Source organism: Paracoccus aurantiacus, assembly GCF_007993065.1.
Lineage (GTDB): Bacteria > Pseudomonadota > Alphaproteobacteria > Rhodobacterales > Rhodobacteraceae > Paracoccus > Paracoccus aurantiacus.
In genome coordinates this window covers 278,069-302,970 of record NZ_VOPL01000001.1, presented here as the reverse complement: position 1 = coordinate 302,970, position 24,902 = coordinate 278,069, and the positions used below count along the sequence as shown (strand labels likewise).

Sequence of the window (24,902 nt, the reverse complement as noted above, 5' to 3'; positions counted from 1 at the left end):
AGTCAGTCTTCAAACAGATGCGGCGTCGAGACGATACGCAGCGCCAGATCTTCATCCACATCCAGAAACGCCGCAAGGACCGAAGCGTTGCGCTTTGCGCCCCGTTTCTCGCTGATCTCGAAGTAATGTGCAAAGCCCATGTCGCGCAAGCGATCCGCCTCATGGGTCAGGTCGCTTCGCACCACCGGCAAAAGCCGTTCGACCACATCGGGCGGTGTCGATTCATTCGCCAGCCCGACGCGGCGGACATGGCCCCGCAGATAGTCATTGTTGAACTCGGTATCGAGATACAGCACCCGCGTGTCGCTTTTGTCGCTGGCGAAATCCAGAACGAAATCCAGCGCCGAAGGATCGGCACAGATGGCCAGTCGCGCATCGCCGAATTCATCCATCAGCAGCCGGATCAGCGCGCGCCGGTGACGCAGGCGTTTGGAAACGCTCGTCTCCACCCCGCCAAGATCCGGCAGGTTCGCTTCGCGTTCGTTGAACAGATAGTCGACGGCAGGAATATCGGTGTGACGCCGGATCGCTTCGGTCAGGCGCTTGGCCACATGCCATTTCTTCGCCACGATGATAAGCAGTCTGCTTTCGCGCCCCATCGAGGCCTCGGTTTCCCAGAACCGAGGCGCGAAGCGCCGTCCCACGCGACCGCGACCGGTCAGGAAGCGGAACAGCGACTTGCCTTCGCCTGAAATCGCGAAATGCAGCCCCGTCTCCTGCCAGAGCGCACCGAGACGTTCCTTCAGTTCGGCGGCTTCGGGGCTGATCTTTCGCGCGAACAGGTAATCCTGCCCCAGCAGCATGTCATAGTGGTCGTTGCAGAACACCACCGGCATGCCGTAATCGGTGAAGATCAGATAGGTGAGCGTTCGCGACCTGATCTCGGCGCGGGGCACGACATGGCGCACGAGCGTCTGGAAGAATGTCTCGTCAGGTATCCAGGTGGTCGAGAAGAAGCGCATGACGTCGCGGTTCGCCGCGCAGAAATCCAGCAGCTTTTCGATCGTCTCGCGCCTGAGGCACCACCATTGGCTGCCGATCATCATCTCAAGCTGTTCGGGCACCTTCCGCGTCAGTCCGAAGCGCTTCTGAAACTCATAGCTGAGATAAAATCGCCGGGGCTGGCTGCGCTCGTTGAACCAGTGCCGATAGATCAGCCGGTCCTCCTGCATGCCGGTCTTGATCCAGTCCGAGGCGAAAAAATCCACGCTTTCGATATAATCGACATCTTCGGCATCCAGAAACGCCCGTGCGTATTCCGCCGATTTGATGGGCATGCAATCGCCTGAAAGCATGTAGAAATGCGTCGCAGACGGAAAGGCCGCGACCGCTGCGCGCACGGTATCCAGCGTGGCTGCGACCAGCGACCACTCACCCCATCCGCATTTGTGCCGCCGGGTTGCAAAGGTGATGTTCGGGTTCGGTGACAGCGCGGTGCGGATACGGTCGAAATCGGCACCGGAAGATCGCGCATCAAAATGGATCGCCACGAAATCGCCGGTCGCGCTTAGCCGTTCGGCCTGCGCGATGATGCCGGCAGGGTCCTTGTGGGCAAGCAGGATGAACGCGATCTTGGGCATGACGCTCCGCTGATAAGAATATGATTTTAGGCGTTTGGGGACCGTGCCGCACGTTGAAAACGCTGTCGTAATCTGCTTTGTGTCTCTAACGATTTTGACAGATGCCGCAAGGCGGCGGTGATTGGTGGGGTTTGGGCATGGGTTTTCCGGGAACATGGATGACCGAAAGCGAAAGCTTGGTCTATCGCGTCGTGCCGAAATGCGCCTGTTCGACCATCGGTCAGATCATGTATTATTCCGATCATGGCCAGTATTTCGACGGCGACATCCATGACAGCACGGCCGGGCTGCACAAATGGGCGCAAGAGGAAAGCCAGAAGCCCATCGAAGACGCCGTCCATGCGCGAAAGGGTGTGACCTTTACCTGCGTGCGCAATCCCTATGCCCGTATCCTGTCCTCGTTCTTCGACAAGATCGCCGGCATCCAGCGCAACGGCAAGCGCTATCGCGGCAATCTGGTGCCGCAGCTTATCCAGAAATACGGAATCGAGGTCGGCAGCCCCGAAAATGATTTCGACTTCGACCAGATCCGCAGCTTCCGCCGCTTTCTGCTGTTCGCGCGCGACACCATCCGCTGGCGCCGCCCGATGGAGCCGGACATCCACTGGTCGGCAATGTCGGGCCATATCTCGACCTTCATCGTCAATGGCGGTCGCTACGATCAGATCTTCTTTACCGAGAAATTCAACGAAGGCATTCAGAAGGTTCTGGATGCAGCCGAAACGCCGGTAGATCTGGATGTGCAAAGCGTCCCGCGTTTCAACGAATCCGAAGGCCACGGCCCGAAACGCGCACATAAGGTCAGCGAATATTTCGACGACCTGTCGCGCCATCTGATCTGGGAAATCTACAAGAAGGATTTCCAGCTTTTCCGCTACGATTTCGACGATCCCGACAACAAGCTTCCAAAGGGCGAGGTCGATCTTGACGAGGTTCACGCCAAGCTTGGCCGCTAGCGCGATCCCTCAGTTGCCGTGGGCCGAGGCAAGGTTCGCATCGCTCAGCAGGCGTCGGTAGTTCCGCGACTGCGCCAGCACATGTTCGAACCGGGTGATGCCCTTCGCCTCCAGTGCGGGGATCATGCGCAGATAGGCCTGCGCCGTGGCTGTCGCATCGCCCATCGCGGTATGGCGCTGATCGGCGGGCAGGTCGATGCCGAGCCTTTCGCATATCGCATCAAGGCTGTGGACGACCCCCTGCCCCCATATCATCGCCGACAGCAGAACCGTATCCATGACGCGGTTCGGAAAATGCTGCCCGGTTTCACCCTCGGCGCGGCGAAGCAGGCCCATATCGAACGGCGCGTTATGTGCGATCAGCACCGCGCCTTCCGAGAAATGGTGAAATCCGCGCAGGGCCGTGCGCAGGTCGGGCGCGCCCGCAACCATCGCATCGGTGATGCCGTGAATCTCGGTCGAGGCCGGGGGGACCGGGCGGCCCGGATCGACCAGCGTATCGAACTGCTCTCCGGTCAGTTTGCCGCCGGCAATCCGCAGGCCCGCAATCTGCACAATACGGTCCGACAGCGCGAGGCCCGTGGTTTCGGTATCGAAGACGACGCAGGTCAATTGCGAGAGCGGTCGCATATCCGGCGCGCCATGCCCGGCAATCGCGAAGTCGTATGTCACGGCCGGTCGCGCTGCCTGCGCGGCGTCGGAAATCACCAGCGGCAGGACCAGGCGCGCACGTTCGGTATTCTCGGGGTCCGGTTCGGACCACATCGTGGTGCCATGCGCGGCAAGAATATCCTCGCCCGTTAGCGACGGCATGCCGCTGTCCGGGGAGGCTTTCAGCCAGTCCTCCAGCAGGTCCATCGGCAGGACTGGCCCCGGCCAGCTCAGGCTCAGCAGCGCTTCAGACCCATCCGTCGATATCGCTGCCGTGGGCGTGCGCCCGGCCTCCGCAAGCCGCTGGCCGAGCGCGACCAGCAGCCCGCCCACCTGCCACCCATCCGCAGCGAGCGTGACCGGCGCGACGGCACCAAGCGGCAGGCCAATACCGCGGGCGAGTTCCTCTGCCGCAACGCGTCTTTGGCGCGGCGCACCGGGGTAAAGCGACGTCTCCAAATCGCGCAGTGCAGATGTCAGCCGCTGCGCGGAGGCGCTTAGCGCCTGCGCGATGCGCGGGGGCATCTCGCACGAGACTTCCGCAAGCAGCGGTGTCAGCGCCGCGGCGCTGGCGCGCAGTTCTTCGATCGCCGCGCGGGGTGGCACCGGCTCTCGTCTGGCGGGGCGCAGGATCAGGACGGTTCCCCCCTCCTGCTCGGCCAGGGGCCGCATCCGCCCGCTCAGCCTTTTGCCGTCAGCCCCGGTCAGCGCAACATCGGTTGCGTTCGCACCGGCTTCGATGCGGTCCTGCGCAGCCGCCAGTCCGCCACCAGCGAAATAGCGCGACAGCGGGTGATCGAGCCCCAGTCCGGGAAGAAGTTGCGCAGCCGCAGCGTTATAGAACAGCACCCTGCCCTGCGCATCCGCAAGCACCGCACCCGCGCCGATATCGGACAATATCCCTTCAAGAATCGAGGTTTCATGCGCCATCGCACCGGCATGGGCATCCAGCGCGGCGGCAAGATCGGCGCGGGCAGCGGCCTGGCTGGCGGCCGCCGCGCGCGCAGCAGGCGCGAGATCGGCCAGATAGCGCCCCTCGCCCTTTTCCGGCGGCGTCCCGGTCAGAATCCGCCCTGCCAGCATTTCGATGGGGCGCGCAACATGCGTATCGAAGAAATACCAGATCAGCGTGACAAGGCCCGCGACGCCAAGGCATGCGATCAGCGCCATCAGCGCCAGCGCATCGCCCAGCCCCGGCATAGACGCCCCTGCATCCTCGGCAGCAGCGATCAGCACCCGTCGGCCCACAAATTCGGCGAGCGCAACAACCGCGATCAGCCCGCCGGCGAGACCTGCGAAAAGAAGCAGAACCCGCAGCCGCAGCGAGCGGGCGTTCATCGGGCCGCGCCTTCCAGCACCCGCGCCATTTCCGCGCGCAGTTCTGCCAGCTCGAACGGCTTGGCGATGAAACCGTCGGCACCAAGAGCCAGCCCCTTGCGCCGTTCCATCGCCGATCCGCGCGCCGTCATCATCAGCACGCGGACGCCCTTCAGCATCGGGTCGGCACGAAGATCCTGCACGATCTGATAGCCAGAGACTTCGGGCAGCATCACATCAAGCAGCACGAGGTCGGGCTGCGCCACACGCACCGCTTCGATCGCGCCTGCGCCGGTTGCAAGACGGCTGTGATCGTGGCCGTCGCGCGTCAGCAGGAAATCGAGCGCGATGGCGATATTTTCCTCATCCTCGATCACCATGACGCGGGCCATGTCTAGCCTCCCTTGCAGACTGCCGCGATTGTCGGGTCGCCCTCGGGCGCGGGCTGCCAATCGCCGTCCGGCGGTCTTATGCGCCGGTCGGTGCAATCGACGCCCTGTTCGACGGTCATGCTTCGCTTCCATCGTTGCACCAGCATCACCGGCGCAACACGAATGCCGTCCGCATCGTCGCGCACAGCTTCGGGATCTATCAGCGCCAGGCGAGATGTCGGGGCTGAGAGATAAGTCCAGGGGCGCAGCGCGGATGTCGTGCTGCCCTCGGCCACGACCGCCACCCGTTCGGGAAGCTGTGCCCTGACCCTGCCGGCCCAGCTGTATTCGTTCCATGTGGCAAAGGCGATCATCGAGATGCCGATGCCGGCGGGCAGCAGCCAGCGCGGCAGCGGACGCCCCGCCGCGCGCGCCGCGTGCAGGGCCGCAAACAACAGCGCCGCAGCGCCGACACCGACCGCCAGCGTCCCCAGCAGATCCCAGCCGATACCGCTCATCGAATTCATCCGAGCGCTCCTTTTCCCTGCCCAAGTGCAGATTGCATCGTCCTGACAACCACGAATGCGTCCCGCAAATGGCTGCGTTCGAAATCGGGCAGATCCGAGGGCGACAGATAGTTGTCGGGTCTGCGCCCTGCCTTCGCCAGATGCGCCTGATTTTCAAGTCGCAGCGTCTGGATCAGGTCATAGGCCGCGATCAGGTCACGCGCCCCCCGGCCAGAAATCACGCCCGCATCCTCGGCAGCCAGAAGGCGTGCGCGTGTATTGACGGGCGCAAGCTGCCCCTTCAGCGCATAGACCCGTGCCAGATCGGCCACCGGGACAACGCCGTTCATCTTCATGTCGATATGCCCCTGATGCTCGCCCGAACGTATCGTCGCAAAACCGCGCAACAGGCCAAGCGGCGGCTGATGTTTCATCGAATTCGAAACCATATGCGCCACGAAGATGGAATTCTTCGACGCCATCGCCAGCGTCTCGGCCTGCAACCCGTCCAGCAGCGCTGCATCCCCGCCGATGGCGCGCAGGTCGAACATGACAGAGGCCAGCATCTGCGCCTCGGGCGAGGGGTTCGCGATCCAGTCGGCGAAATAGCTGCGCCAGACCTTGCGCGGCTGTCGCCAGCGTGGGTTCGTCGCCATCATGTCGCCCGGACAATAGACATAGCCGCATTCGTTCAGCCCGTCGCTGACGAACCGCGCCAGATCTGCGAACCACGGGTCGTGGGCATCGGCGTCATCTGCCAGGATCAGGACATTGTCCTGATCGCTCAGCCCTGTCTGATCCTGCCTTCCCTGGCTTCCGCATGCCGCCCACAGCCAGCCGGCCGGCGCAGGGCCCAGCCTTTCCACGGCCATTGCCAGAAGACGACGCGTCACCGCATCGGCGATGTCGGTGATAAGGCGCGTCACCACCTCGTGCCGCTGATGCGCGGCGACAAGGCTGACCAGCAGGTCGGGAATGCGCGCGGTGACATCGGCCATATCCGCCACGCTCGGCGCACTCGCCAGGTCGCGGATCAGGATCGAACTTGAAACGGACTGAACCCTTGTCAGATCGGTCTGGGTTATCATCCCCACAAGCCGCCCGCCTGCAACGATGGGCAGATGACCGATCCGACGTTCCATCATCGCGTGCAGCACGTCCGATCCCAGATCGCCGGGCGAAAGGGTGATCGGCTCGCGTGTCATGATCTCGGACACGGGATGCGCGCTGTTCATCCCTTCGGCCACCACGCGGTTCGACATGTCGCGGATCGTGACCAGTCCCAGCAGCCCGCCCGCGTCATCCGTGATGCCAAGCGAGGATACGCCTGCCTCGCGCATCATGCGCGCGGCTTCGGCAATCGGCGTGTCCGGCCCGGTCGCAACCGGCTTGCGCGTCAGGATATCCGACACCTTGAGCAACGCGAAATCGGCACCGCCGCTTTCGGCGCGCAGATCGCGCCCCCGCCCGCGACGCCCCCTGTCGAAGAAGCGCGCGAAAGCCGGGCTTTCAGCGATCAGACGATGATACTCGGCCGCGGGCAGCAGCAGAATCGTGCCGTCCCGTTCCATCCGCGCGTTTGTCGCGGCGCGCCCGTCGGAAACCAGCCCGCGCTCTCCGAAGCTGTTGCCGCGTTCCAGTATAGAAACCGGCGCGCCGTTCTGGTCGGTGATCCTGACCGCGCCACTTTCGACGACGTAAAGCCCGTCCAGCGGCTGGCCGTGGCGATAGATCGTATCGCCTGCCTTGTGCGCGCTGCGGGCGAAGGAACTGGCCACACGGGCCAGCTCGTCCTCCGGCAGCGTATCATAGGGATGCAGCGCGGAAATGAATGTGGTGATGTCGTCCATACCGGCCCTGTTCGGAAAATGCCGCGCCCCCGGACATTGGGGGCGCGGCGTTGTTGTCAATGGTCGAGAGCGGCACCCGACCCGCGCGGAACACGGATCGATTCGACCAACTCGACGATTTCGACCGGCGGTTCCTCGGTGGCGTTCGAGACTAGATAAGCAACACCGAAGTTGATGAGCGCACCGATCACCCCGAAGCTTGCCGGCGAGATGCCGAACAGCCAGTTCGCCGCCGTATCTTCAAGCATGTTGGTTCCGGAAATGAAGAACCAGCCCTTGTAGGTGAAGATATACAGCAAGGTCGAGATGATGCCCGCCAGCATACCCCAGATCGCACCCTGCTTGTTGATGCGGGTCGAGAAGATCCCCATCATCAGCACCGGGAAGATCGAGGATGCCGCAAGCCCGAAGGCAAGCGCCACGGTCTGCGCCGCAAAGCCCGGCGGGTTCAGCCCGAGGATCGTCGCCACAAGGATCGACACCGCCATCGAGACGCGGGCGGCCATCAGCTCGCCCTTCTCGCTGATCTCTGGTGCCAGCCAGCCTTTGACAAGGTCGTGCGACACAGCGCCCGAAATCGCCAGCAGCAGACCTGCCGCCGTCGACAATGCAGCCGCCAGACCGCCTGCCGCGACAATGGCGATGACCCAGCCCGGAAGGTTGGCGATTTCCGGGTTGGCCAGAACCATGATGTCGTTGTTCACGGTTGGCAGTTCGTTGCCCTGCAGATTCTGTTCGGCAATCGTTGCCGCCAGCGCCTCGCCGGGTTCGGCCTTGTCGTTATAGTACTGGATCAGGCCATCGCCGTTTTTGTCCTCCCATCCCAGAAGGCCGGTCACCTGCCAGTTGCGCATCCATTCCAGTTCCGGCGCATTCTCGATCGCATCGAGCGATACGGCCGGCTGGCTGTAGGTTTCGCCGGTCTTGGCACCGGGCCACATGGTGGCGGTCAGGTTAAAGCGCGACATCGCACCAACGGCCGGCGCGACCGTGTAAAGCAGTGCGATGAACACCAGCGCCCAGCCTGCCGAAGACCGCGCATCAGACACTTTCGGCACAGTGAAGAAGCGGATGATGACATGCGGCAGGCCCGCCGTGCCGATCATCAGCGCCAGCGTGAACAGAACCATGTCCAGCGTGGATTTGTGATGCCCGGTATAGTTGGCAAAGCCCAGATCCGTGACCACCTGGTCAAGCTTGGCCAGGAACTTCGTGTCACCGCCGGACAGCGAGCCGAACAGACCCGTCTGTGGCAGCACATGCCCGGTCAGTTGCAGCGCGATGAAGATCGCCGGGATGGTGTAGGCGATAATCAGCACGACATATTGCGCCACCTGCGTATAGGTGATGCCCTTCATACCGCCCAGCACGGCGTAACAGAACACAAGCGCCGCACCGATCCACAGCCCGGTCGAATTTGACACCTCCAGATAACGAGAGAAGGTGACGCCGACGCCGGTCATCTGCCCGATCACATAGGTGATCGAGATGATGAGCAGACAGACCACCCCGATGATCCGCGCGGTGCGCGAATAGAAGCGGTCGCCGATGAATTCCGGCACGGTGAACTTGCCGAACTTGCGCAGATATGGCGCCAGCAGCAGCGCCAGCAGAACATAGCCGCCGGTCCAGCCCATCAGATAGGTAGAGTTGTCATAGCCGGTGAAAGCGATCAGGCCAGCCATCGAAATGAACGACGCCGCCGACATCCAGTCTGCCGCCGTCGCCATCCCGTTCATCACCGGGCTGACGCCCCGGTTCGCGGCGTAGAATTCGCTGGTCGAACCCGCCCGCGCCCAGATCGCGATGAAGATATAGATCGCGAAGCTGATGCCGATAAAGATGAGGTTGAGGGTATACTGGCTCATCTCACTCCTCCACACCGTATTCGCGGTCGAGGCGGTTCATCCGCCATGCATACCAGAAGATCAGCACGATGAAGACCAGGATGGACCCCTGCTGGGCGAACCAGAAGCCAAGATCGGACCCGCCGATCTTTATGCCGCTGATCAGCGGACGGAAGATAATCCCGAACCCGTAAGAGACGAGCGCCCATATCGCGATGCATATCCAGATGATCCTGATATTGGCGCGCCAATAGGCGTTGGATGAAGTTCTGTCACTCATGTCACTGAGACCTCCCTCGTGAGTGTCAATTCTGCTGCCTTGTCATCACACGCCCCTCTACGGCAGCGGCAGCGGGGCGCGAGGTTTTCGGATCGCTGCGGTCCCGCAGCGCGCCATCCTTGGGCAGGGCAGCGGCATGTTCGGCGAATTGTTACGAACAAGCCTTCCCTGATCCGCCGGAACAATCGGCGGGGCCTGGCCTTTCAGCCTTGCTTCGATCTGGCGGCGGACCGATGGGCCGGTCGGTCCGTCTGCCGCCTGGCAGGTTTAGCGAAGTCCCGCCGCAAGCTGATACGGGGCGCGCACGCGCGGCCTGGGGCGCCCCGCATGGCGTCAATCGCGGTTCATCCGGTTCTCGACCAGTTCGTCCACAACCTCCGGTTCCGCGAGCGTCGATGTATCGCCGAGCGCGCCGTAATCGTTCTCGGCAATCTTGCGCAGAATGCGGCGCATGATCTTGCCCGAGCGGGTCTTCGGCAGCCCCGGCGCCCATTGGATCAGATCGGGCTTGGCAATCGGGCCGATCTCGTTGCGGACCCATGCCTCAAGCTCCTTGCGAAGCTCCTCCGTTGGCTCGATATCGTTCATCAGGGTCACATAGGCATAGATCCCCTGCCCCTTGACCGAATGCGGGTATCCGACGACGGCGGCCTCTGCGACCTTGGGATGCGCGACGAGTGCCGATTCGACCTCTGCGGTGCCCATGCGGTGCCCCGAGACGTTAATGACATCATCAACGCGGCCCGTGATCCAGTAATACCCGTCCTCGTCGCGCGTGCAGCCATCGCCGGTGAAGTAATATCCGGGATACTGCTGAAAATACGTCTCCATGAAGCGCTGGTGATCGCCCCAGACCGTTCGCATCTGGCCCGGCCAGCTGTCGCCGATGCACAGCACGCCCTCGGCCGGATTGCCCTCTTGGATCTTGGCGGATTCGGCGTCGAGGATCACCGGCTTTACCCCAAAGAACGGCAGCGTGGCAGAGCCGGGCTTGGTTTCGATCGCACCGGGCATCGAGGTTATCATGTGACCGCCGGTTTCGGTCTGCCACCATGTGTCCACGATCGGACATTTGCCCTTGCCGACATTGCTGTCATACCAGTTCCAGGCCTCTGGGTTGATCGGCTCGCCGACCGTGCCGAGGACACGAAGATCAGACAGGTCGTATTTCTCGACGAATTCCGCGCCCTTGCCCATCAGCGCACGGATCGCCGTCGGCGCGGTATAGAACTGATTGACCTTGTGCTTTTCACAGACCGCCCAGAACCGCCCCGCATCGGGCCAGGTGGGCACGCCTTCGAACATCACCGTGGTCGCGCCATTCGCAAGCGGACCATAGACGATATAGCTGTGGCCCGTGACCCAGCCGACATCGGCGGTACACCAGAAGATGTCACCTTCCTTGTAATCAAAGACATATTCATGGGTCATCGCCGCATAGACGAGATAGCCGCCGGTCGTATGGACGACGCCCTTCGGCTTGCCGGTCGAGCCCGAGGTGTAAAGGATGAACAGAGGGTCCTCGGCGTTCATCGGACGCGGGGGGCATTCCGGACTGACCTGCTCCATCATGGCCAGCACATCGACATCGCGCCCCTCGACCCAGGTCGTCTGATCGCCTGTATGCTTGACGACAAGGCAGCGCACGCTGTCCGAACAGTGCAACAGCGCCGCGTCGGCATTGGACTTGAGCGCCGTCCGGCGACCGCCGCGCGGCGCGGTGTCGGCGGTGATAACCAACTTGGCGCCGGAATCGTTGATCCGGTTCGCCAGCGCATCGGGCGAGAAGCCGGCAAAGACGATCGAATGTATCGCCCCGATCCGCGCGCAGGCCAGCATCGCATAGGCGGCCTCTGGGATCATCGGCAGATAGATGACGACACGGTCGCCCCGCATCACGCCCTGGCTCAGCAGAACATTCGCCATCCGGTTCACATTTTCGGACAGCTCGCGATAGGTGATGTGCCGGGCCTCAGTCTCGGGGTCGTCAGGCTCGAAGATGATCGCGGTCTGATCGCCACGTGTTTCCAGATGCCGGTCGACGCAGTTCACGCAGGCATTCAGAACCCCGTCCTCGAACCACTTGATCGAGACATCGCCGAAGGTGAAATCGGTGTCCTTCACGCGGCTGTAAGGCGTCATCCAGTCAAGCCGAAGCCCCTCGCGACCCCAGAACCCCTCAGGATCGTCAATCGATTCGGCATAGAGCCGCTGATAATCTTCTGGCCCGGCAATGGCGTTCTCAAAACCTGCCGGGATCGGATGCTTCCCTACATTCTCAACGGACATGGCTCTCCCCCAGTTTGAAATATTCGCGAGCAAAGCGCCCGCACGGCAACATTCACTCAAATAGTTCGCGGCATAGTAAATCACGCATTGGTGATCTTATAAAGCATTTTTTTCAAAGAATAATTTTGTAAATTCATTCACGATCCAGAAGCGATAATTGTAAATCATTCACAGCACCGTCAGTTTCGTTGAACTTGCGGAAGGCGAAAGCGCGCGGCATGTTCAAGCGTCATGACCGGAACGCCTTACAGAATATTTGACGCGAGCGCGCGTGCGACGGTGCAATCGCTCTGCACGTCAATGCGTCATGCGGCGCTGGCAGTTTTCGATCATGATCAAGGGTTTCCGCATATCTCGCGGATCGCGCTGCAGGCAGCAGATGACGGGGGCGCCGTCGCGCTTCTGTCGGCCCTTGCGCGGCACACCGCGCTTCTGCGACGAAACCCGCGCGCAGCCCTGATGATAGAAGCCAAGGATGATACGCCCGGCAACATGATGGCCCGGCCACGCCTTAGCCTGAGCGTGGTCGCGACGCAGTTGCCGACGACTGAGGCACGTCTTGCGTGCTGGATCGAACGTGATCCGAAATCGAGCGCCTACGCCAGATTGCCCGATTTCAGCTTCTGGAGATTCGCGCCGCAGTCGGGCATCCTGATTGCGGGGTTCGGCATGGCCTACCGGTTCGATGCTGCTGAAATTGAATGACCCCCACCGTCGCCGGAAGGGGTCGTCGCTTCACACCACAGTGGGGAGGGTCGATCAGTCGGGCGAATCCATTCGCGCGCGCACGACCACCTTGCCCTTTGCAGCCTTCGACCACTCGATCTGAAGGTTCTTGCGCGCCGCGCCCTGCTCTGTCCGCACCCATGGCATTTCGGTAATGCGGCCATTGTTGGCATCCTGGATCATCGACACCGCCGTCACGGAATCGACGTTTCGCGCCCATGCCTTGAACGGCAGGCAATCGGTCAGCTGGACGACCCAGCTTGATTGAGCGCTTGTCTGTGTATGTGTGATCTGGACAGGGTTCGCGACGTAATTCAGCACGCCGTTGAACGTGTTGCCGTCGAAAAGGATATTTCGCATCCGCGAGTAATCCAGATCGGCAAATGTTGTATCGACCTTGTCGATACGCTGGATTTTCGGCCCGATCACCAGAAACACGTTGTTTGACACCGTCAGCCCGTGGATGTGATGCCCGGTCCCATAGGGGCGGATTGAAATCCACGCAAAATCCGACAGGACTTGTTTCACGGTGAAATGGTTGCCACTGATCGAAAGACCGCCGAACGAATATTCGTCAGGCCCGAAATTCGGCAGCGCGTCGTATTCGTTCGTCCACTCGATGACGTTATTGTCAACATAGTTGCCGGTAATCGCCATCTTGCAGTTCTTCTGCGCGATCACCAGACCCGGAACACGCTTGCCGGCCGCCGTGTCATCGCCCTGAAACCAATGATTGCCGCTGATCAGATGCCCGGTGCCCGTGGCAACCATGAACGTGCCAAAGCGCACAAAGCGGTTTTCACGGATCTTCGCATCATTGGCGTTGATATTGATCGCAATCGACGTGCGGTCCTGCGCATTCACTCCCATCTCGGACGAGAGAAACTGGCAGCGATCAACAAGCAGGTCCTGGCAGGCCCGCCCGACCGAGGTGATGCCGCGGTCGGACGGGCCGCTGATAAAGCAGTCACGGACATGGAACATCTGGCCGCTTTGCGGCAGCATGAGAAAGCTCGCGCGGCCGTCCAGTATGAACTCGATTTCCGAGAAATTGACCCGCGAGCACCCGTCGACGCCGAGGAAATCGAACATGTAGCGGAAGCGCCTGAACTGATAGTTGCGCGTCCCACTGCCACCATAAAGCGGCTGGGACAGAACGATGCTTCGCGCGGCGATGTTCTTCGACTGAACATAAACCTCGCGCCCGACGCCAGGCCCGGTCACAAGGCTTCCGACCTCGATATTCGCGACATTTGCAACGTTGTTCAGTGTCGTCGGCTGGCCAGTCTCATAGGTGGCCTGCGACGACGCCGTGCCGGTATTCCAGCTTGAACCGTCAACGATGCGGATCTGGCCGTTACAGATCAGACGGCGAGAGCCGTAATCGGACAGACCGGGGGCGATCTCGCTCATGATGAGCGGCTCTTTCAGGTCGATCCGGCGGCCGCGCAGGTTCAGTTCCGCGTGATCGGTATAGCCGAAAAGCGCTTGCAGCGCACGCTTCAGTGCCTCGGTCTCATCGCCGAATGCCGCAGCATAGCTTGGATAGTCAAACGATCCCATCAGCGTCAGCCGGGCCGCTCGGGGCATTGTCAGCGTGCCTGTAAACCGAACCGGCGAGGCAATCGTCAGGTCGGACGCAATCCGGTAAACACCGTCCGGCACCACAAGAACACGGCCCTTCGCGGCTTTGTCGGCGGCAGCAAACGCCGCCGCGTCGTCGGTCGTGCCGTTGCCGATCGCGCCGTAATCGCGCACATCGACGATATCCATCATCTGCCGAAGAAAGACCGAGGTCACATCTTCGATCTTCACCGATTCGATGCGCAATGCGCCACCGTTGCCGCCGACAAGGTCGATCCCGAAATGACCGTAGATCGGGCCCGATCCCCACGGCATGTTGACACCGCTTCGCTTGCCCGTGCCGACGATGGCGCTGACCTCGACCACCTCGCCGTAAGTTGGCAGGTTTACGGGCGCGCCTTCCTCGACAAGCCCCGTGACATGGTTGCGCCCGCCATCGCCTGCCCATCCGGCAACCCGCACCGCAGGGCGTGGACCGGCAATCGCTTTTACGCGCGCCGAAATGCGCAGATAGGTACCGGGCAGGATCGGCGTTTCACCCATGAAGCGGATGCGCGTTACGTCGGCGACCTTGTTGATTTCAAGGCAACTGCCGAAATCCGGGTCGGCACTGACGATCGCCGCGTTAAGTTGGTTGGCCCATGTGGCGCTGCCCGGTGTGCCGTATTCGCGCGACCAGGCCGAAAGGCCCGCTGCGAAGGAAGGCGGCATCAGTTGCAGCCCGTCGGTAATGGCGATGTTCATGCGCGATCTCCCCTGATCCGGCCGCGCCATGCGACCCGTATGCGAAGGGGGAATGTCGTCGCCTCGGGTTAACTCTGCCTTAACCTTCCGCGCGTTGCGCGCAGCGCGCGCGCAACGCTTCGCGTGACGATACGATCAGTTCGACAGCTCGCCACGCAACGCACGCGCGATCAGATCGCGTGTTTCCTCGATACCATAAAGCGCGATGAACCCGCCGAAACGGGGCCCCTGATCGGCACCCAGCAGCACCTGGTACAGCGCCTGGAACCAGTCACGAAGCGGCTCAAACCCGTGATCCTTTCCGACGGCAAAGACCATGCTCTGCAATGCCTCCGGATCAGCGGCGTCGTCCCATTCGGCCAGCCTTCCGGCAAGGTCATCAAGTGCTCCAGCCTCTTGTTCGGTGGGTCTGCGGAATGCCCGGCCGGGGGCGACGAAGTCGTTGAAATAGCGCACCGCGTATCCAGCGGCCTCGTCAAGCTGCGGATGCGTTTCAGGCGACGCCTCGGGCGCATAGCGTTTGATGAAGCCCCAAAGCCCGTCCTTGTCCTGCGCCCCCGCCACAGATGCGAGGTTCAAGAGCATGGAGAAGGGCACCACCATATCCGATGCAGGAACCTGCCCGCGGTGGATGTGCCAGACCGGATTGGCAAGCTGCTGCTCCGGTTTCTGGTCAGGAAATGCCCGCAATTGCTGGTGGTATTCATCCACTGCCTTGGGGATCACGTCCCACCACAGCCGCTTGGCCGTCTTGGGCTTCTGATACATGAAATAGGACAGGCTTTCTGTCGCGGCATAAGTCAGCCATTCGTCAATCGACAGCCCATTGCCCTTGGATTTGCTGATTTTCTGGCCCTGATCGTCGAGGAACAGCTCGTAAGTGAAGTGTTCAGGCTTCTTGCCGCCCAGAACCTCGCAAATTCCATCATAGATCGGCGTGTTGGTGCTGTGATCCTTGCCATACATCTCGAAATCGACATCAAGCGCGGCCCAACGCGCCCCGAAATCCGGCTTCCATTGCAGCTTCACCTGTCCGCCGGTGACGGGCAGTGTCCACTCGCGCCCGTCTTCGTCGTCAAAGGTGATCTCGCCCTTCGCAGCGTCGACATGCTTGATCGGCACATAAAGAACGCGGCCCGTTTCGGGATGTATCGGCAGAAAGCAGGAATAGCTTTGCTGGCGTTCCTCGCGCAGGGACGCAAGCATGATCTTCATGATGGCGTCATACCGCTCTGCCGCCTTCACAAGCGTGGCGTCAAACTGGCCGGATTTGTAGAACTCGGTCGCGGACATGAAGTCGTATTCGAAACCGAATGTGTCCAGAAAGCGGCGCAGCATGGCGTTGTTGTGATCGCCAAAGCTGGGGAACTCGCCAAAGGGATCGGGCACAGCCGTCAGCGGCTTTTGCAGGTTCGCTTTGAGAAGGTCCTGCTGCGGCACGTTCTCGGGGACCTTGCGCATCCCGTCCATATCGTCCGAAAAGCAGATCAGCTTCGTCGGAATGTCGGAAATCATCTCGAACGCGCGGCGGATCATCGTCGTGCGCGCGACCTCGCCGAAGGTGCCGATATGTGGAAGGCCCGACGGACCGTAGCCGGTTTCGAACAAGACGAATCCCTTTTCAGGGTCCTTCTTTTCATAGCGTTTCAGCACCCGGCGCGCCTCTTCGAAAGGCCAGGCCTTGGAAGTCATCGCGGCATCGCGCAAGGTGGTCATGTCCGTCTCTCCTTGAAGGGTCGCTGGCGGCTTATTGAAACCACGCTGGATCGTCAATATTTCGGCTGAAAGACAAGGAACCTCACGTGACGAAAGACCTGCCTTCGTTCTCTGCCTGCGATGCGCTTGTGTCGCTCATGGTGGCCGTATCGGCATCGGATTCCAATATGCGAACATCCGAGCTTGTCGCGATCGAACGGATGGTCGATCACATGCCGGTTTTTGCAAGCTATGATGTCGATCGCATCCGCGCGGTATCCCAGACCGTCATGTCCCTTTTCGAAGAGGAGGACGGCATCGAGGCCCTGTTCGGGCTGGTTCGCGACGCGCTGCCGGAACGCCTTTTCGAAACGGCCTATGCTCTGGCCTGCGATGTCGCTGCGGCGGACGGGCGGCTGACCGATAACGAGGCCCAGATGCTGCGCGAGATCCAGCACGAACTGGAAATCGGCCGCCTGCATGCCGCCGCGATCGAGCTTTCGGCGCAGCTGCGCCATCGTACGCTTCAGGCGTAGCGCGCGATCCAGCTTTCCACCAGCCTCTGCTGCAAAAGTTTCGCCCGGTTCGTCCATGTGACGACCCCGGCCGGAAGCTCCTGCCCTTCGGTTGCTTCACGGCGCGCCATATCGCTGATGTAAATCGCGAAGATGACCTTTCCCTCACCTGGAATGTCCCCGTATCCGGCCAGGTTCGACACGAAATTCAGCGTTCCTGTCTTGGCGTCCAACCGCAGCCGCTGATCGGCGCGTTCGCCCTTTCCCGCCTGAAGCGGCACATGCTTCATCAGCGCATGCAGATCGGACTTTTGGCCCAATGTCGCCAGAACCTGCGCCATCGCCCGCGCCGTCACGCGATTGGCGGGGGACATGCCGGAATGATCGTGCAGTTCAAGCCCCTCGATCCCGCTGCCCTCTGCCCAGTCCTGCATCGCCTTTGCCGAGCCCGCAAGATCACGCGCACCGCTGGCATGCAGCCCGACCATTTCGGCGGTGAGGTTCGTGGAATATTCCATCATGTCGCGCAGGATCAGGTCGAGCGTCGGGCTTTCGACGCGCGCCAGTTCCTGCGCATCGCCGGGAAGCGCGTCGATGGGCTGTGGTGCAGGCAGCGGCAGTCCATTGGCGCGGCACAAGGTCTGGAACACGTCCGCAGCGTACAGCTCTGGCCGGCGAACGGGCAGCCAACGGCTTCCGGCGCGGCGGATCGCATTGCCGTTCACCTGCCAGACCTCGCGCGCGCCTTCTTCTCGCCAGACGAAAAGCGGACCGCCGGCAACTTTCACAACTTGTATTGTATAGGCGACGGGACTGTTTTTCAGCGCCCTCGCCTGAAGGGACAGGTTTCCGCCGCCAGCCTGCCAGCCCAGATGAACGCGGTTGAAGTTCAGCGCTATCCCTGAAACCGAGGGATTATAGGCAAGATAGTCGGCCTGCTCCGGCGAAATCTCGTGTATCGCGGGCAGCGCGCCACCCCAGACTGCAAAGCGCGAAGGCGGCGTTGCGCCAGACGCGACCAACCTTTTCGCCAGTTCCGCCAGCGCATCCGTATCCAGCACCGGATCGCCGCCACCGGCGAGGATCAGCGTATCGCCCGAACGCATCACCCGCGTCGCAAAGCGCTTCGACGCGCCCAGTCGGTCGAGCGCATAGAGCGAGGTCAGAACCTTCAGCGTGCTGGCAGGTGCAACCATCCGGTCCGCGCCACGACCTTCCAGCAAAGCGCCGTCCGTCGAAAAAACCGCGTAATCCACCTCTGCCTGCAACCGTGCATCCGCAATCAGGCGACTTGCGCGTGGTGTGGGCTTATGCGGTGGCGGCTCTGCCAGGCCGGACGGCTCCAGCGCATTCGCGGCAGGCACTGCCAGTGCCGAGACAAGCAGTCCGCGCAGTACATCGCGGCGATCCGGCATCAACCTGCAGCCCGACACCCTGACGCTCACGCGGCATCCCCGATCTGCAGGAACCGAGAGCGCGCTTCGCGATTGTCAAAGAAAGGCACCGATGCGGGTGCGCCAAGCGGCCCATCGCCCGCCGCCGCGATCAGGCCCGCGCATTCGGCCAGCACCACCTCGGTGATGAACGGCAAATGCAGGGCGCGGGCTTCGGACACAGGCACCCAATGCAGATGCGAAAGTTCGTCACAGGCGCGGGAAAAATCGTCAGGATCGACGACAAGATGTGCCGCGTCGGCAAGGAAGAAGCGCGCATCGAAACGGCGCGGACGGCCCGGCGGCGTGATCGCGCGAAAGACGTAATGCAGCGCCGACGCATCGGGCACCAGTCCGGCTTCGGCATAGCCAGTCATTCGGCTTTTTCCCGGCGCGCCGATCAGAAGCCCCGTTTCTTCGGACAACTCACGAAGCGCCGCGACCAGCAATTGACGGGCTTCCGTATCGCTTTCGGGCCGCGGCTCCAGCTCCAGCCGCGCCATCGTTATGGGATCGGCGAGGCCCGCGAGTTCTACGTCGCGATCCTCCGCATCAACAGCGCCGCCCGGAAACACATATTTCGACGGCATGAAGGCCGCATTGGCACCGCGCATTCCCATCAGGACCGCAGGCTGCGGGCCGTCACGCCGCACGAGGATCACTGTCGCCGCATCGCGCAGCGTTGCGGGGTCGCGCACGCTCATTGCGGGTCGGCCCCGACCGGACTTGCAGAGAACCCGTGCATGCGCCTTGCCCATTGCGCGCCGACCATCGCGCCCTTTATCAGCGGCAGCAGCGCAAGCGAAAGCACCACTGCGCCAATGGAAAACCCGATCAGCATGGATATCGGCGAGGGCTGATAGGTCAGAAACACCCAGAGCAGCAGCGGCGCGCCAAGATGGGACACGAACAGAATCGTCAGATATGCCGGCCCGTCATCTGCACGCTGATGGTAAAGCGCTTCGTTGCAGACCGGGCAGTGGTCGCGGACTTTCAGATAGCCGTCGAACATGCTGCCTTCGCCGCAGGCAGGGCATTTGCGCATCGCGCCACGCCGCATTGCAAGGCCTGTCGGCCGCTCTTGCTGAACTGGCTCGGTCATGGTCTGATTCCCGTATCTCGTATCCTGCCGAAGATAATGAAATGGCGCGCTCATTCCAGCACCGATTGCGCGCCGAATTGTCGCATTGGACCTGCGCGCAAGGCGTTTCCCTATTCCGCCGCTGCGCTCTGCCTTTCGTCCCGAAGGCATCGCCAGGCGTCATATTGCGACAAGAACACCTCGCCGGTCAGTTCGTCCAGAAAATGCGACCGCTTCAGCCGGTCCATGACCGGGCCCTTCACCTCCGAGAGATGCAGCCTGATGCCCATGTCGCGCAGCCTGAAATTTATCGCCTCAAGGCTTTCGAGGGCCGAATAATCGACTGCATTCACCGCCGAAAACATAAGGACGACATCCCGGATCCGGCATCCTTCAGTCACGCGCGCCTGAATCTGCGCCTCCAGAAAGCGCGCATTTGCGAAGTAAAGCGCCTCGTCCACGCGCAGGGTCAGCAGCGTCGGGTCGGTTTCGACCCGATGCCGAAGCACGTTGCGGAAATGCTGCGTGCCGGGAACCAGTCCGACCTCAGCGACATGCGGGCGCGATGTCTTGTAGATCTGCAGCATCACCGACGTCGCCACCCCGGACGCAACGCCGATTTCGACGCCAAGACACAGCGTCAGCACGATTGTCGCGGCGACCGCTGCAAAATCCGAAACCGAATAATTCCATGTCCGCCTGAGGATCGACAGATCGACTAGCCCAAGCACCGCGACGACAATCGTCGCGGCAAGTGTGGCATTGGGCAGGTCGTGGACCAGCGGCGTGAACGCCAACGCAGCAATGCCGAGCCCGATCGCGGTGAACAGCCCGGCTGCGGGCGTCTGCGCGCCGGCATCGAAATTCACCACAGACCGCGCAAATCCACCCGTCACCGGATAACCGCCGGTAAAGGCCGCGCCGACATTCGCCGCACCAAGGCCGATCAGTTCCTGATCGGGGTCGATGCGCTGACGCCGTTTCGCCGCAAGGGTCTGTGCGACCGAGACGCTTTCGACGAACCCGATCACCGAGATCAGGATCGCCGGCATCAAAAGCGCGCCAAGCAGATCGGGCGAAAGCGCGGGCAGCGTCAATGGCGGAAGTCCCTGCGGAACCTCGCCCACGATGTTAACGCCCCTTTCCGCAAGGCCGAAGACCGAAACTGCTGCAGTCGAGGCAGCGACCGCCGCGACCGGCCCCGCCTTCGTCAGGATATCGGCAAACCGCGGCGGCACGCCCATACCAAGCAGAAACGGTTTCATCCCGCGCCGCACCCAGAACAGGAAGCCAATGACGCTCATGCCAATCACAAGTGTCGCGATATTGGTCTCGCGCAGATGGGCAAGGATCGAGGCGACCATCTTGGGCAGCGTATGACCGCCCGCCTCAATTCCCAGAAGATGCTTGATCTGGCTTGTCGCGATCAGAATGCCGGACGCGGTGATGAATCCCGCGATCACAGGATGGCTCAGAAAATTGACCAGAAATCCAAGCCGCAGAAAGCCGAGAAGCAGAAGCATCAGCCCTGACATCAACGCCAGTGAAAGTGCCGCAGCCGCGTAGCCTGCGCTGCCCTGCACCGCGACCTGTCCCACCGCCGAGGCCGTCAGCAACGAGACAACCGCGACCGGCCCGACCGCCAGGGCGCGGCTGGTCCCGAAAATTGCATAAAGCACGAGCGGCGCGATCGAGGCATAAATCCCCGCCTCTGGCGGCAATCCTGCCAGAAGCGCATAGGCCAGAGATTGCGGGATCAGCATGATCGTCACGATCAGCGCCGCCAGCAGATCGCTGCTCAGGGCCGCACGGTCGTAGCGGCGGCCCCAGTCAAAGATGGGGAAATAGCGCCTCAAGCTCAGTATCCGGCACCGCCCTTGCGCTGCCTACAGCCCATTTATCGGCACTTTCAGCATCGGGCGGCCGTCTTTGTCGGTCGGCACCTCGCCTGCACGCATGTTCACCTGCAGGGACGGAATAATCAGCCGGGGCATACCGAGTGTCGCGTCGCGCTCGGTGCGGAATTTCACGAACTCGTCTTTCGTCTTGCCGCCGCCGACATGGATGTTGTGCGCCTTCTCATCTGCGACAGTACTTTCCCAGCGGATCGCACGGCCGTTCGGCGCGTAATCGTGACACATGAACAGCCGCATCTGATCCGGCAGCGAAAGCACTTTCTGAATGCTGTCGTAAAGCGTGGCCGCATCGCCGCCCGGAAAATCGGCGCGTGCGGAACCGCCATCAGGCATGAACAGCGTGTCGCCGACGAAGGCCGCGTCGCCGACAACATGAACCATGCAGGCGGGCGTGTGGCCGGGCGTGAAGATGGCGAAGGCCGGCATATTGCCGATCATATAGCTGTCACCATCCTCGAAAAGTCTGTCGAATTGCGAACCGTCGCGGCTGAACTCTGTGCCCTCGTTGAAGACCTTGCCGAAGGTGTTCTGCACGACCTGGATATTCGCGCCGATGCCGATCTTGCCGCCCAGCCGTTCCTGGATATAGGGCGCGGCTGACAGGTGATCGGCATGGACATGAGTCTCGATGATCCATTGCAGGTCCAGATTGTCAGCCCCGACCTGGCGTATCAGTTCGTCGGCATGATCGTGCATGATGCGCCCGGCGGCATAGTCGATATCCATGACGCTATCGACAATCGCGCAGGCATTCGATGTGGGATCGCGCACGATGTAACTGATCGTGTTCGTGCCCTCATCGAAAAAGGCCTGCACCTCCGGATGGATGTCCATGCGCACGGGATAATCTGACATTTCATCCTCTTTCGTTAGCGTTGGTCGCCCCGCTCAGCGTCCCGTGATGCCTTCCAGTGGCGGCGGCGGAACGGGACGGGTCACCAGATTGCTTTTGCGCTTTTCGTAGAAAGCGTTGCCGCCCGTGACCAGAACGTAGTGCATGTTATCATACGGGAAGCTGTATCCCGCAGTGTGAAAAAACGTCGCGTCCGCGATAAGAGGATGCCGCTCGCCGCGCAGAACGGACCGCGCCGCCTCGCGGACCAGCGGGACCGAGCGGTCGTTCATCTTCTTCGTCATCACGCCGCGCGCGAACTGGTTTTTCTGGCCAACCACCTCGCAAACGGTGTTCGGGAACTTGTCAGAGCGGACGCGGTTCATCACCACGCTGCCCACCGCGATCATCCCGTCCCGGCTGGAGCGGTTCGATTCGAAATACATCGCCCGTTCCATGCAGTCCTGCGCGCTGTGTCGCCGTCCCAGCGAACACCCTGCCAGCACCACCATGACCGAGATCCCGGCAACGGCGCGCCATCGCTTCGCTTGCGGAAATTTCATCCTGTATCCTCTTCACTGCCCGTTATTCTTGTTCTTGCGGCAAGGTTACCAGCAGCGCTTGCCGCCTGACAACACGAAGCGCGCAGCGATCCGGGCGCGCTTCGGTGGGAAAGCGCCGATGACCGCGCCAGAAATACGCGCTGATCACGCAGATGTTGGGAACCGTGTGCCGAACTGGCCGGTTCTGTCGTCAATCCGATCGACGTGATGCCAAACAGAGGAGATGACATGCGCCGGATCATCAACAACACCACCGCAATCGCGGCCTGCCTTTCGCTTATGGCCCCCCATCTGGCCGCGGCTCAAACCACCGCTGCGCCGGAAGCCGGGGCCGAGCAACAGCCCGCAGGGGACGGCGTGACATGTGCCGACGGCACTGCCGCGCCGTGTGAAACCTCGGCTCCGGTCGCTGCACCTGCCGAAGAGACACCTGCCGAAGAGGCACCTGCCGAGGAAGCCGCGCCAGAAGAAGCGCCCGCCGCAGACGCACCCGCAGCCGAAACACCTGCAGAGGCCGCACCTGCTGAGCCCGCCCCCGAGGCGGAAGCCGCGCCTGCGCAGCCGGAGCCGGAGCCCGAGGCTGCGCCAGAAGCTGAAGCAGAAGCTACACCCGAAGCCCCTGACGAAGAGGCTGCTGCCTCCACTGAAGCCGAACCAGAACCTGCGGCGGACGCGCCAGTCGGCGCATCTGACGCTGATGCGGACGCATCGGGTTCCGAAGTCATGGAAGCGATGACGCCGGCTGACGAGTCCACCGATGCAGCCGAGCTGGAAAAGGCGCTGGAAGCCGAGGCAGACAAAACCGACGCGCCCGAAGCAAACAGCGAAGCTCAGGCCGCACCGGCGGCCGATGCCAATGCAGACGCGAACGCGACTGCGACCGAGCCAGAGCCAAAGGCAGAAGCGACCGATGCCGAAGCTTTGAAAAAGGCGATGGAAGCAAAATCCACTGAGACGCAAGCCGAGGTAGAGCCTGCGACGCCTGCCGCTGGTAACAGCGAAGCGAGCAACGAAACCGCAACGGCTGCGCCGGAAGAAGGTGCGAAGGAAACCGAAGCCGCGAAGGAGGCTGCAGAAGTTACCGCAGCGCCCGTCGCCGCCGCCTTGAACGCAAGCGATGCCGATGCCGAAGTGACCGAGGAGACGATCACTGAGGATAACACGCGTTCTTCCGCCGAAGATTTCGCGACAAACCTTCGTGATGCGATGGCCGGAAACGGTGATGGCCAGCCTGCCGAACAGCAGGCGTCGAACGACGATGACGACGACAATAACGATCTGGTGAAGGCATTGCTGATCGGCGGCGCTGGTGTGGCCGTTGGCGCGATGCTGGCCAATAACCGTCAGGTTGCGCTCAGCTCTCCTGACCGTGTCGTCGTCACCCGTGCCGATGGCAGCCAGCAGGTTATCAAGGACGAGGTCGCGCTGCTGCGTCAGCCCGGATCGACCGTGAAGACCGAAAACTTCAGCGACGGCTCGTCGCGCACCATTGTGACGCGCGCCGATGGCAGCCAGGTCGTGACCATCCGCGACGCCGATCTGCGCGTGCTGCAGCGCACGCTGGTATCCGCCGACGGCACCACGCGCCAGCTGATCGACGATACCGCCGCCGAACCGGTCGATATCGCCAACCTTCCTGCGCCCGCGCCGACCTCTCGCGTCACCGCAAGCCAGATGGACGAGGCCGAGCTGCGCGCCGCACTGATGGCACAATCTGCCGCAGACCGCCGGTTCACGCTGGCCCAGGTCCGCGACATTGCGCAGGTCCGCTCGCTGGTTGCGCCGGTCAATATCGACTCGATCACCTTCGACACCGGATCGGCCGCGATCAAGCCCGACCAGGCAGAACAGCTTGCTGCCCTTGGCGACGTGATCCGCGGATCTATCGCGGAAAACCCGAACGAGATGTTCATGATCGAGGGCTATACCGACACCGTCGGTTCAGACGCGGCCAACCTGGCGCTTTCGGACCGCCGCGCGGAATCGGTGGCGCTTGCCCTGACCGAATATTTCGACGTTCCGCCAGAAAACATGGTGGTTCAGGGCTATGGCGAGCAGTTCCTGATGGTCAATCGCGAAGGCGATCTGCGCGAAAACCGCCGTGCATCGGTTCGCCGGATCACCGATCTGCTGCAGACTGCATCAAACTGACACCTCACCGGCAAA

At 61.9% G+C, this 24,902-nt stretch carries 20 protein-coding genes; 4 read left to right on the top strand and 16 right to left on the bottom strand.

Going from position 1 to position 24,902, the window contains the following annotated elements:
• Positions 1 to 2: 2 nt before the first annotated feature.
• Complete coding sequence (locus FQV27_RS01475; protein WP_147096062.1) at positions 3 to 1,580, bottom strand: DUF5928 domain-containing protein; 1,578 nt, start codon at positions 1,578 to 1,580, stop codon at positions 3 to 5.
• Between the two features lie 137 nt (positions 1,581 to 1,717).
• Here FQV27_RS01475 and FQV27_RS01470 point away from each other — a divergent pair, with 137 nt between their 5' ends.
• Positions 1,718 to 2,536: a sulfotransferase family protein gene (locus FQV27_RS01470; RefSeq protein ID WP_147096816.1), complete on the top strand. Its 819-nt coding sequence runs from the start codon at positions 1,718 to 1,720 to the stop codon at positions 2,534 to 2,536.
• 9 nt (positions 2,537 to 2,545) lie between these two features.
• Here FQV27_RS01470 and FQV27_RS01465 read toward each other — a convergent pair whose 3' ends face one another.
• The 7 genes from FQV27_RS01465 to acs form a co-directional block, all read right to left on the bottom strand.
• On the bottom strand, positions 2,546 to 4,525 hold the full coding sequence (locus FQV27_RS01465) for an exonuclease domain-containing protein (protein WP_147096059.1): 1,980 nt from the start codon (positions 4,523 to 4,525) through the stop codon (positions 2,546 to 2,548).
• Positions 4,522 to 4,896: a response regulator transcription factor gene (locus tag FQV27_RS01460; RefSeq protein ID WP_147096058.1), complete on the bottom strand. Its 375-nt coding sequence runs from the start codon at positions 4,894 to 4,896 to the stop codon at positions 4,522 to 4,524. The genes FQV27_RS01465 and FQV27_RS01460 overlap by 4 nt, the downstream gene beginning before the upstream one ends.
• A gap of 2 nt (positions 4,897 to 4,898) precedes the next feature.
• Complete coding sequence (locus FQV27_RS01455) at positions 4,899 to 5,402, bottom strand: hypothetical protein (RefSeq protein ID WP_147096055.1); 504 nt, start codon at positions 5,400 to 5,402, stop codon at positions 4,899 to 4,901.
• Positions 5,399 to 7,231 carry a DUF294 nucleotidyltransferase-like domain-containing protein gene (locus FQV27_RS01450; protein ID WP_147096053.1) on the bottom strand — a complete coding sequence of 611 codons (1,833 nt, stop codon included), beginning with the start codon at positions 7,229 to 7,231 and terminating at the stop codon, positions 5,399 to 5,401. Before FQV27_RS01450 ends, FQV27_RS01455 begins: the two co-directional genes overlap by 4 nt.
• A gap of 56 nt (positions 7,232 to 7,287) precedes the next feature.
• Positions 7,288 to 9,099 (bottom strand): sodium:solute symporter family protein, encoded by a 1,812-nt coding sequence (locus FQV27_RS01445; RefSeq protein WP_147096051.1) that lies wholly within the window; start codon positions 9,097 to 9,099, stop codon positions 7,288 to 7,290.
• 1 nt (position 9,100) lies between these two features.
• A complete protein-coding gene (locus tag FQV27_RS01440; RefSeq protein WP_147096050.1) occupies positions 9,101 to 9,358 on the bottom strand; it encodes a DUF4212 domain-containing protein in 258 nt (85 codons plus the stop codon).
• A gap of 333 nt (positions 9,359 to 9,691) precedes the next feature.
• Positions 9,692 to 11,647, bottom strand: a complete 1,956-nt coding sequence (acs, locus tag FQV27_RS01435) for an acetate--CoA ligase (protein WP_147096048.1) — start codon at positions 11,645 to 11,647, stop codon at positions 9,692 to 9,694.
• Between the two features lie 231 nt (positions 11,648 to 11,878).
• Here acs and FQV27_RS01430 point away from each other — a divergent pair, with 231 nt between their 5' ends.
• The gene (locus tag FQV27_RS01430; protein WP_147096046.1) at positions 11,879 to 12,352 is read left to right on the top strand and encodes a pyridoxamine 5'-phosphate oxidase family protein; all 474 of its coding nucleotides are present in this window, start codon (positions 11,879 to 11,881) and stop codon (positions 12,350 to 12,352) included.
• 54 nt (positions 12,353 to 12,406) lie between these two features.
• Here FQV27_RS01430 and FQV27_RS01425 read toward each other — a convergent pair whose 3' ends face one another.
• Positions 12,407 to 14,701, bottom strand: coding sequence for a glycosyl hydrolase family 28-related protein (locus tag FQV27_RS01425; protein ID WP_147096044.1), 2,295 nt, complete (start codon positions 14,699 to 14,701; stop codon positions 12,407 to 12,409).
• Between the two features lie 135 nt (positions 14,702 to 14,836).
• Entirely contained in the window at positions 14,837 to 16,417 is a 1,581-nt protein-coding gene (locus tag FQV27_RS01420) for a lysine--tRNA ligase (RefSeq protein WP_147096042.1), read from the bottom strand.
• A gap of 86 nt (positions 16,418 to 16,503) precedes the next feature.
• Between FQV27_RS01420 and FQV27_RS01415 the strand changes: the two genes are divergently transcribed.
• A complete protein-coding gene (locus FQV27_RS01415) occupies positions 16,504 to 16,932 on the top strand; it encodes a tellurite resistance TerB family protein (protein WP_147096040.1) in 429 nt (142 codons plus the stop codon).
• Here FQV27_RS01415 and dacB read toward each other — a convergent pair.
• The 6 genes from dacB to FQV27_RS01385 form a co-directional block, all read right to left on the bottom strand.
• Positions 16,923 to 18,356 (bottom strand): D-alanyl-D-alanine carboxypeptidase/D-alanyl-D-alanine endopeptidase, encoded by a 1,434-nt coding sequence (dacB, locus tag FQV27_RS01410; RefSeq protein ID WP_246132957.1) that lies wholly within the window; start codon positions 18,354 to 18,356, stop codon positions 16,923 to 16,925. The genes FQV27_RS01415 and dacB overlap by 10 nt on opposite strands.
• Positions 18,353 to 19,048 carry an NUDIX hydrolase gene (locus tag FQV27_RS01405; RefSeq protein WP_147096035.1) on the bottom strand — a complete coding sequence of 232 codons (696 nt, stop codon included), beginning with the start codon at positions 19,046 to 19,048 and terminating at the stop codon, positions 18,353 to 18,355. The genes dacB and FQV27_RS01405 overlap by 4 nt, the downstream gene beginning before the upstream one ends.
• Positions 19,045 to 19,446, bottom strand: coding sequence for a DUF983 domain-containing protein (locus FQV27_RS01400; RefSeq protein WP_147096033.1), 402 nt, complete (start codon positions 19,444 to 19,446; stop codon positions 19,045 to 19,047). Before FQV27_RS01400 ends, FQV27_RS01405 begins: the two co-directional genes overlap by 4 nt.
• A gap of 110 nt (positions 19,447 to 19,556) precedes the next feature.
• Positions 19,557 to 21,290, bottom strand: coding sequence for a SulP family inorganic anion transporter (locus FQV27_RS01395; RefSeq protein WP_147096032.1), 1,734 nt, complete (start codon positions 21,288 to 21,290; stop codon positions 19,557 to 19,559).
• 21 nt (positions 21,291 to 21,311) lie between these two features.
• A complete protein-coding gene (locus tag FQV27_RS01390; protein WP_147096029.1) occupies positions 21,312 to 22,196 on the bottom strand; it encodes an MBL fold metallo-hydrolase in 885 nt (294 codons plus the stop codon).
• A gap of 33 nt (positions 22,197 to 22,229) precedes the next feature.
• Positions 22,230 to 22,736 (bottom strand): cell wall hydrolase, encoded by a 507-nt coding sequence (locus tag FQV27_RS01385; RefSeq protein WP_147096026.1) that lies wholly within the window; start codon positions 22,734 to 22,736, stop codon positions 22,230 to 22,232.
• 228 nt (positions 22,737 to 22,964) lie between these two features.
• On the opposite strand from FQV27_RS01385, the gene FQV27_RS01380 reads away from it, so the two are divergent.
• Positions 22,965 to 24,887: an OmpA family protein gene (locus tag FQV27_RS01380; RefSeq protein WP_147096024.1), complete on the top strand. Its 1,923-nt coding sequence runs from the start codon at positions 22,965 to 22,967 to the stop codon at positions 24,885 to 24,887.
• Positions 24,888 to 24,902 lie beyond the last annotated feature (15 nt).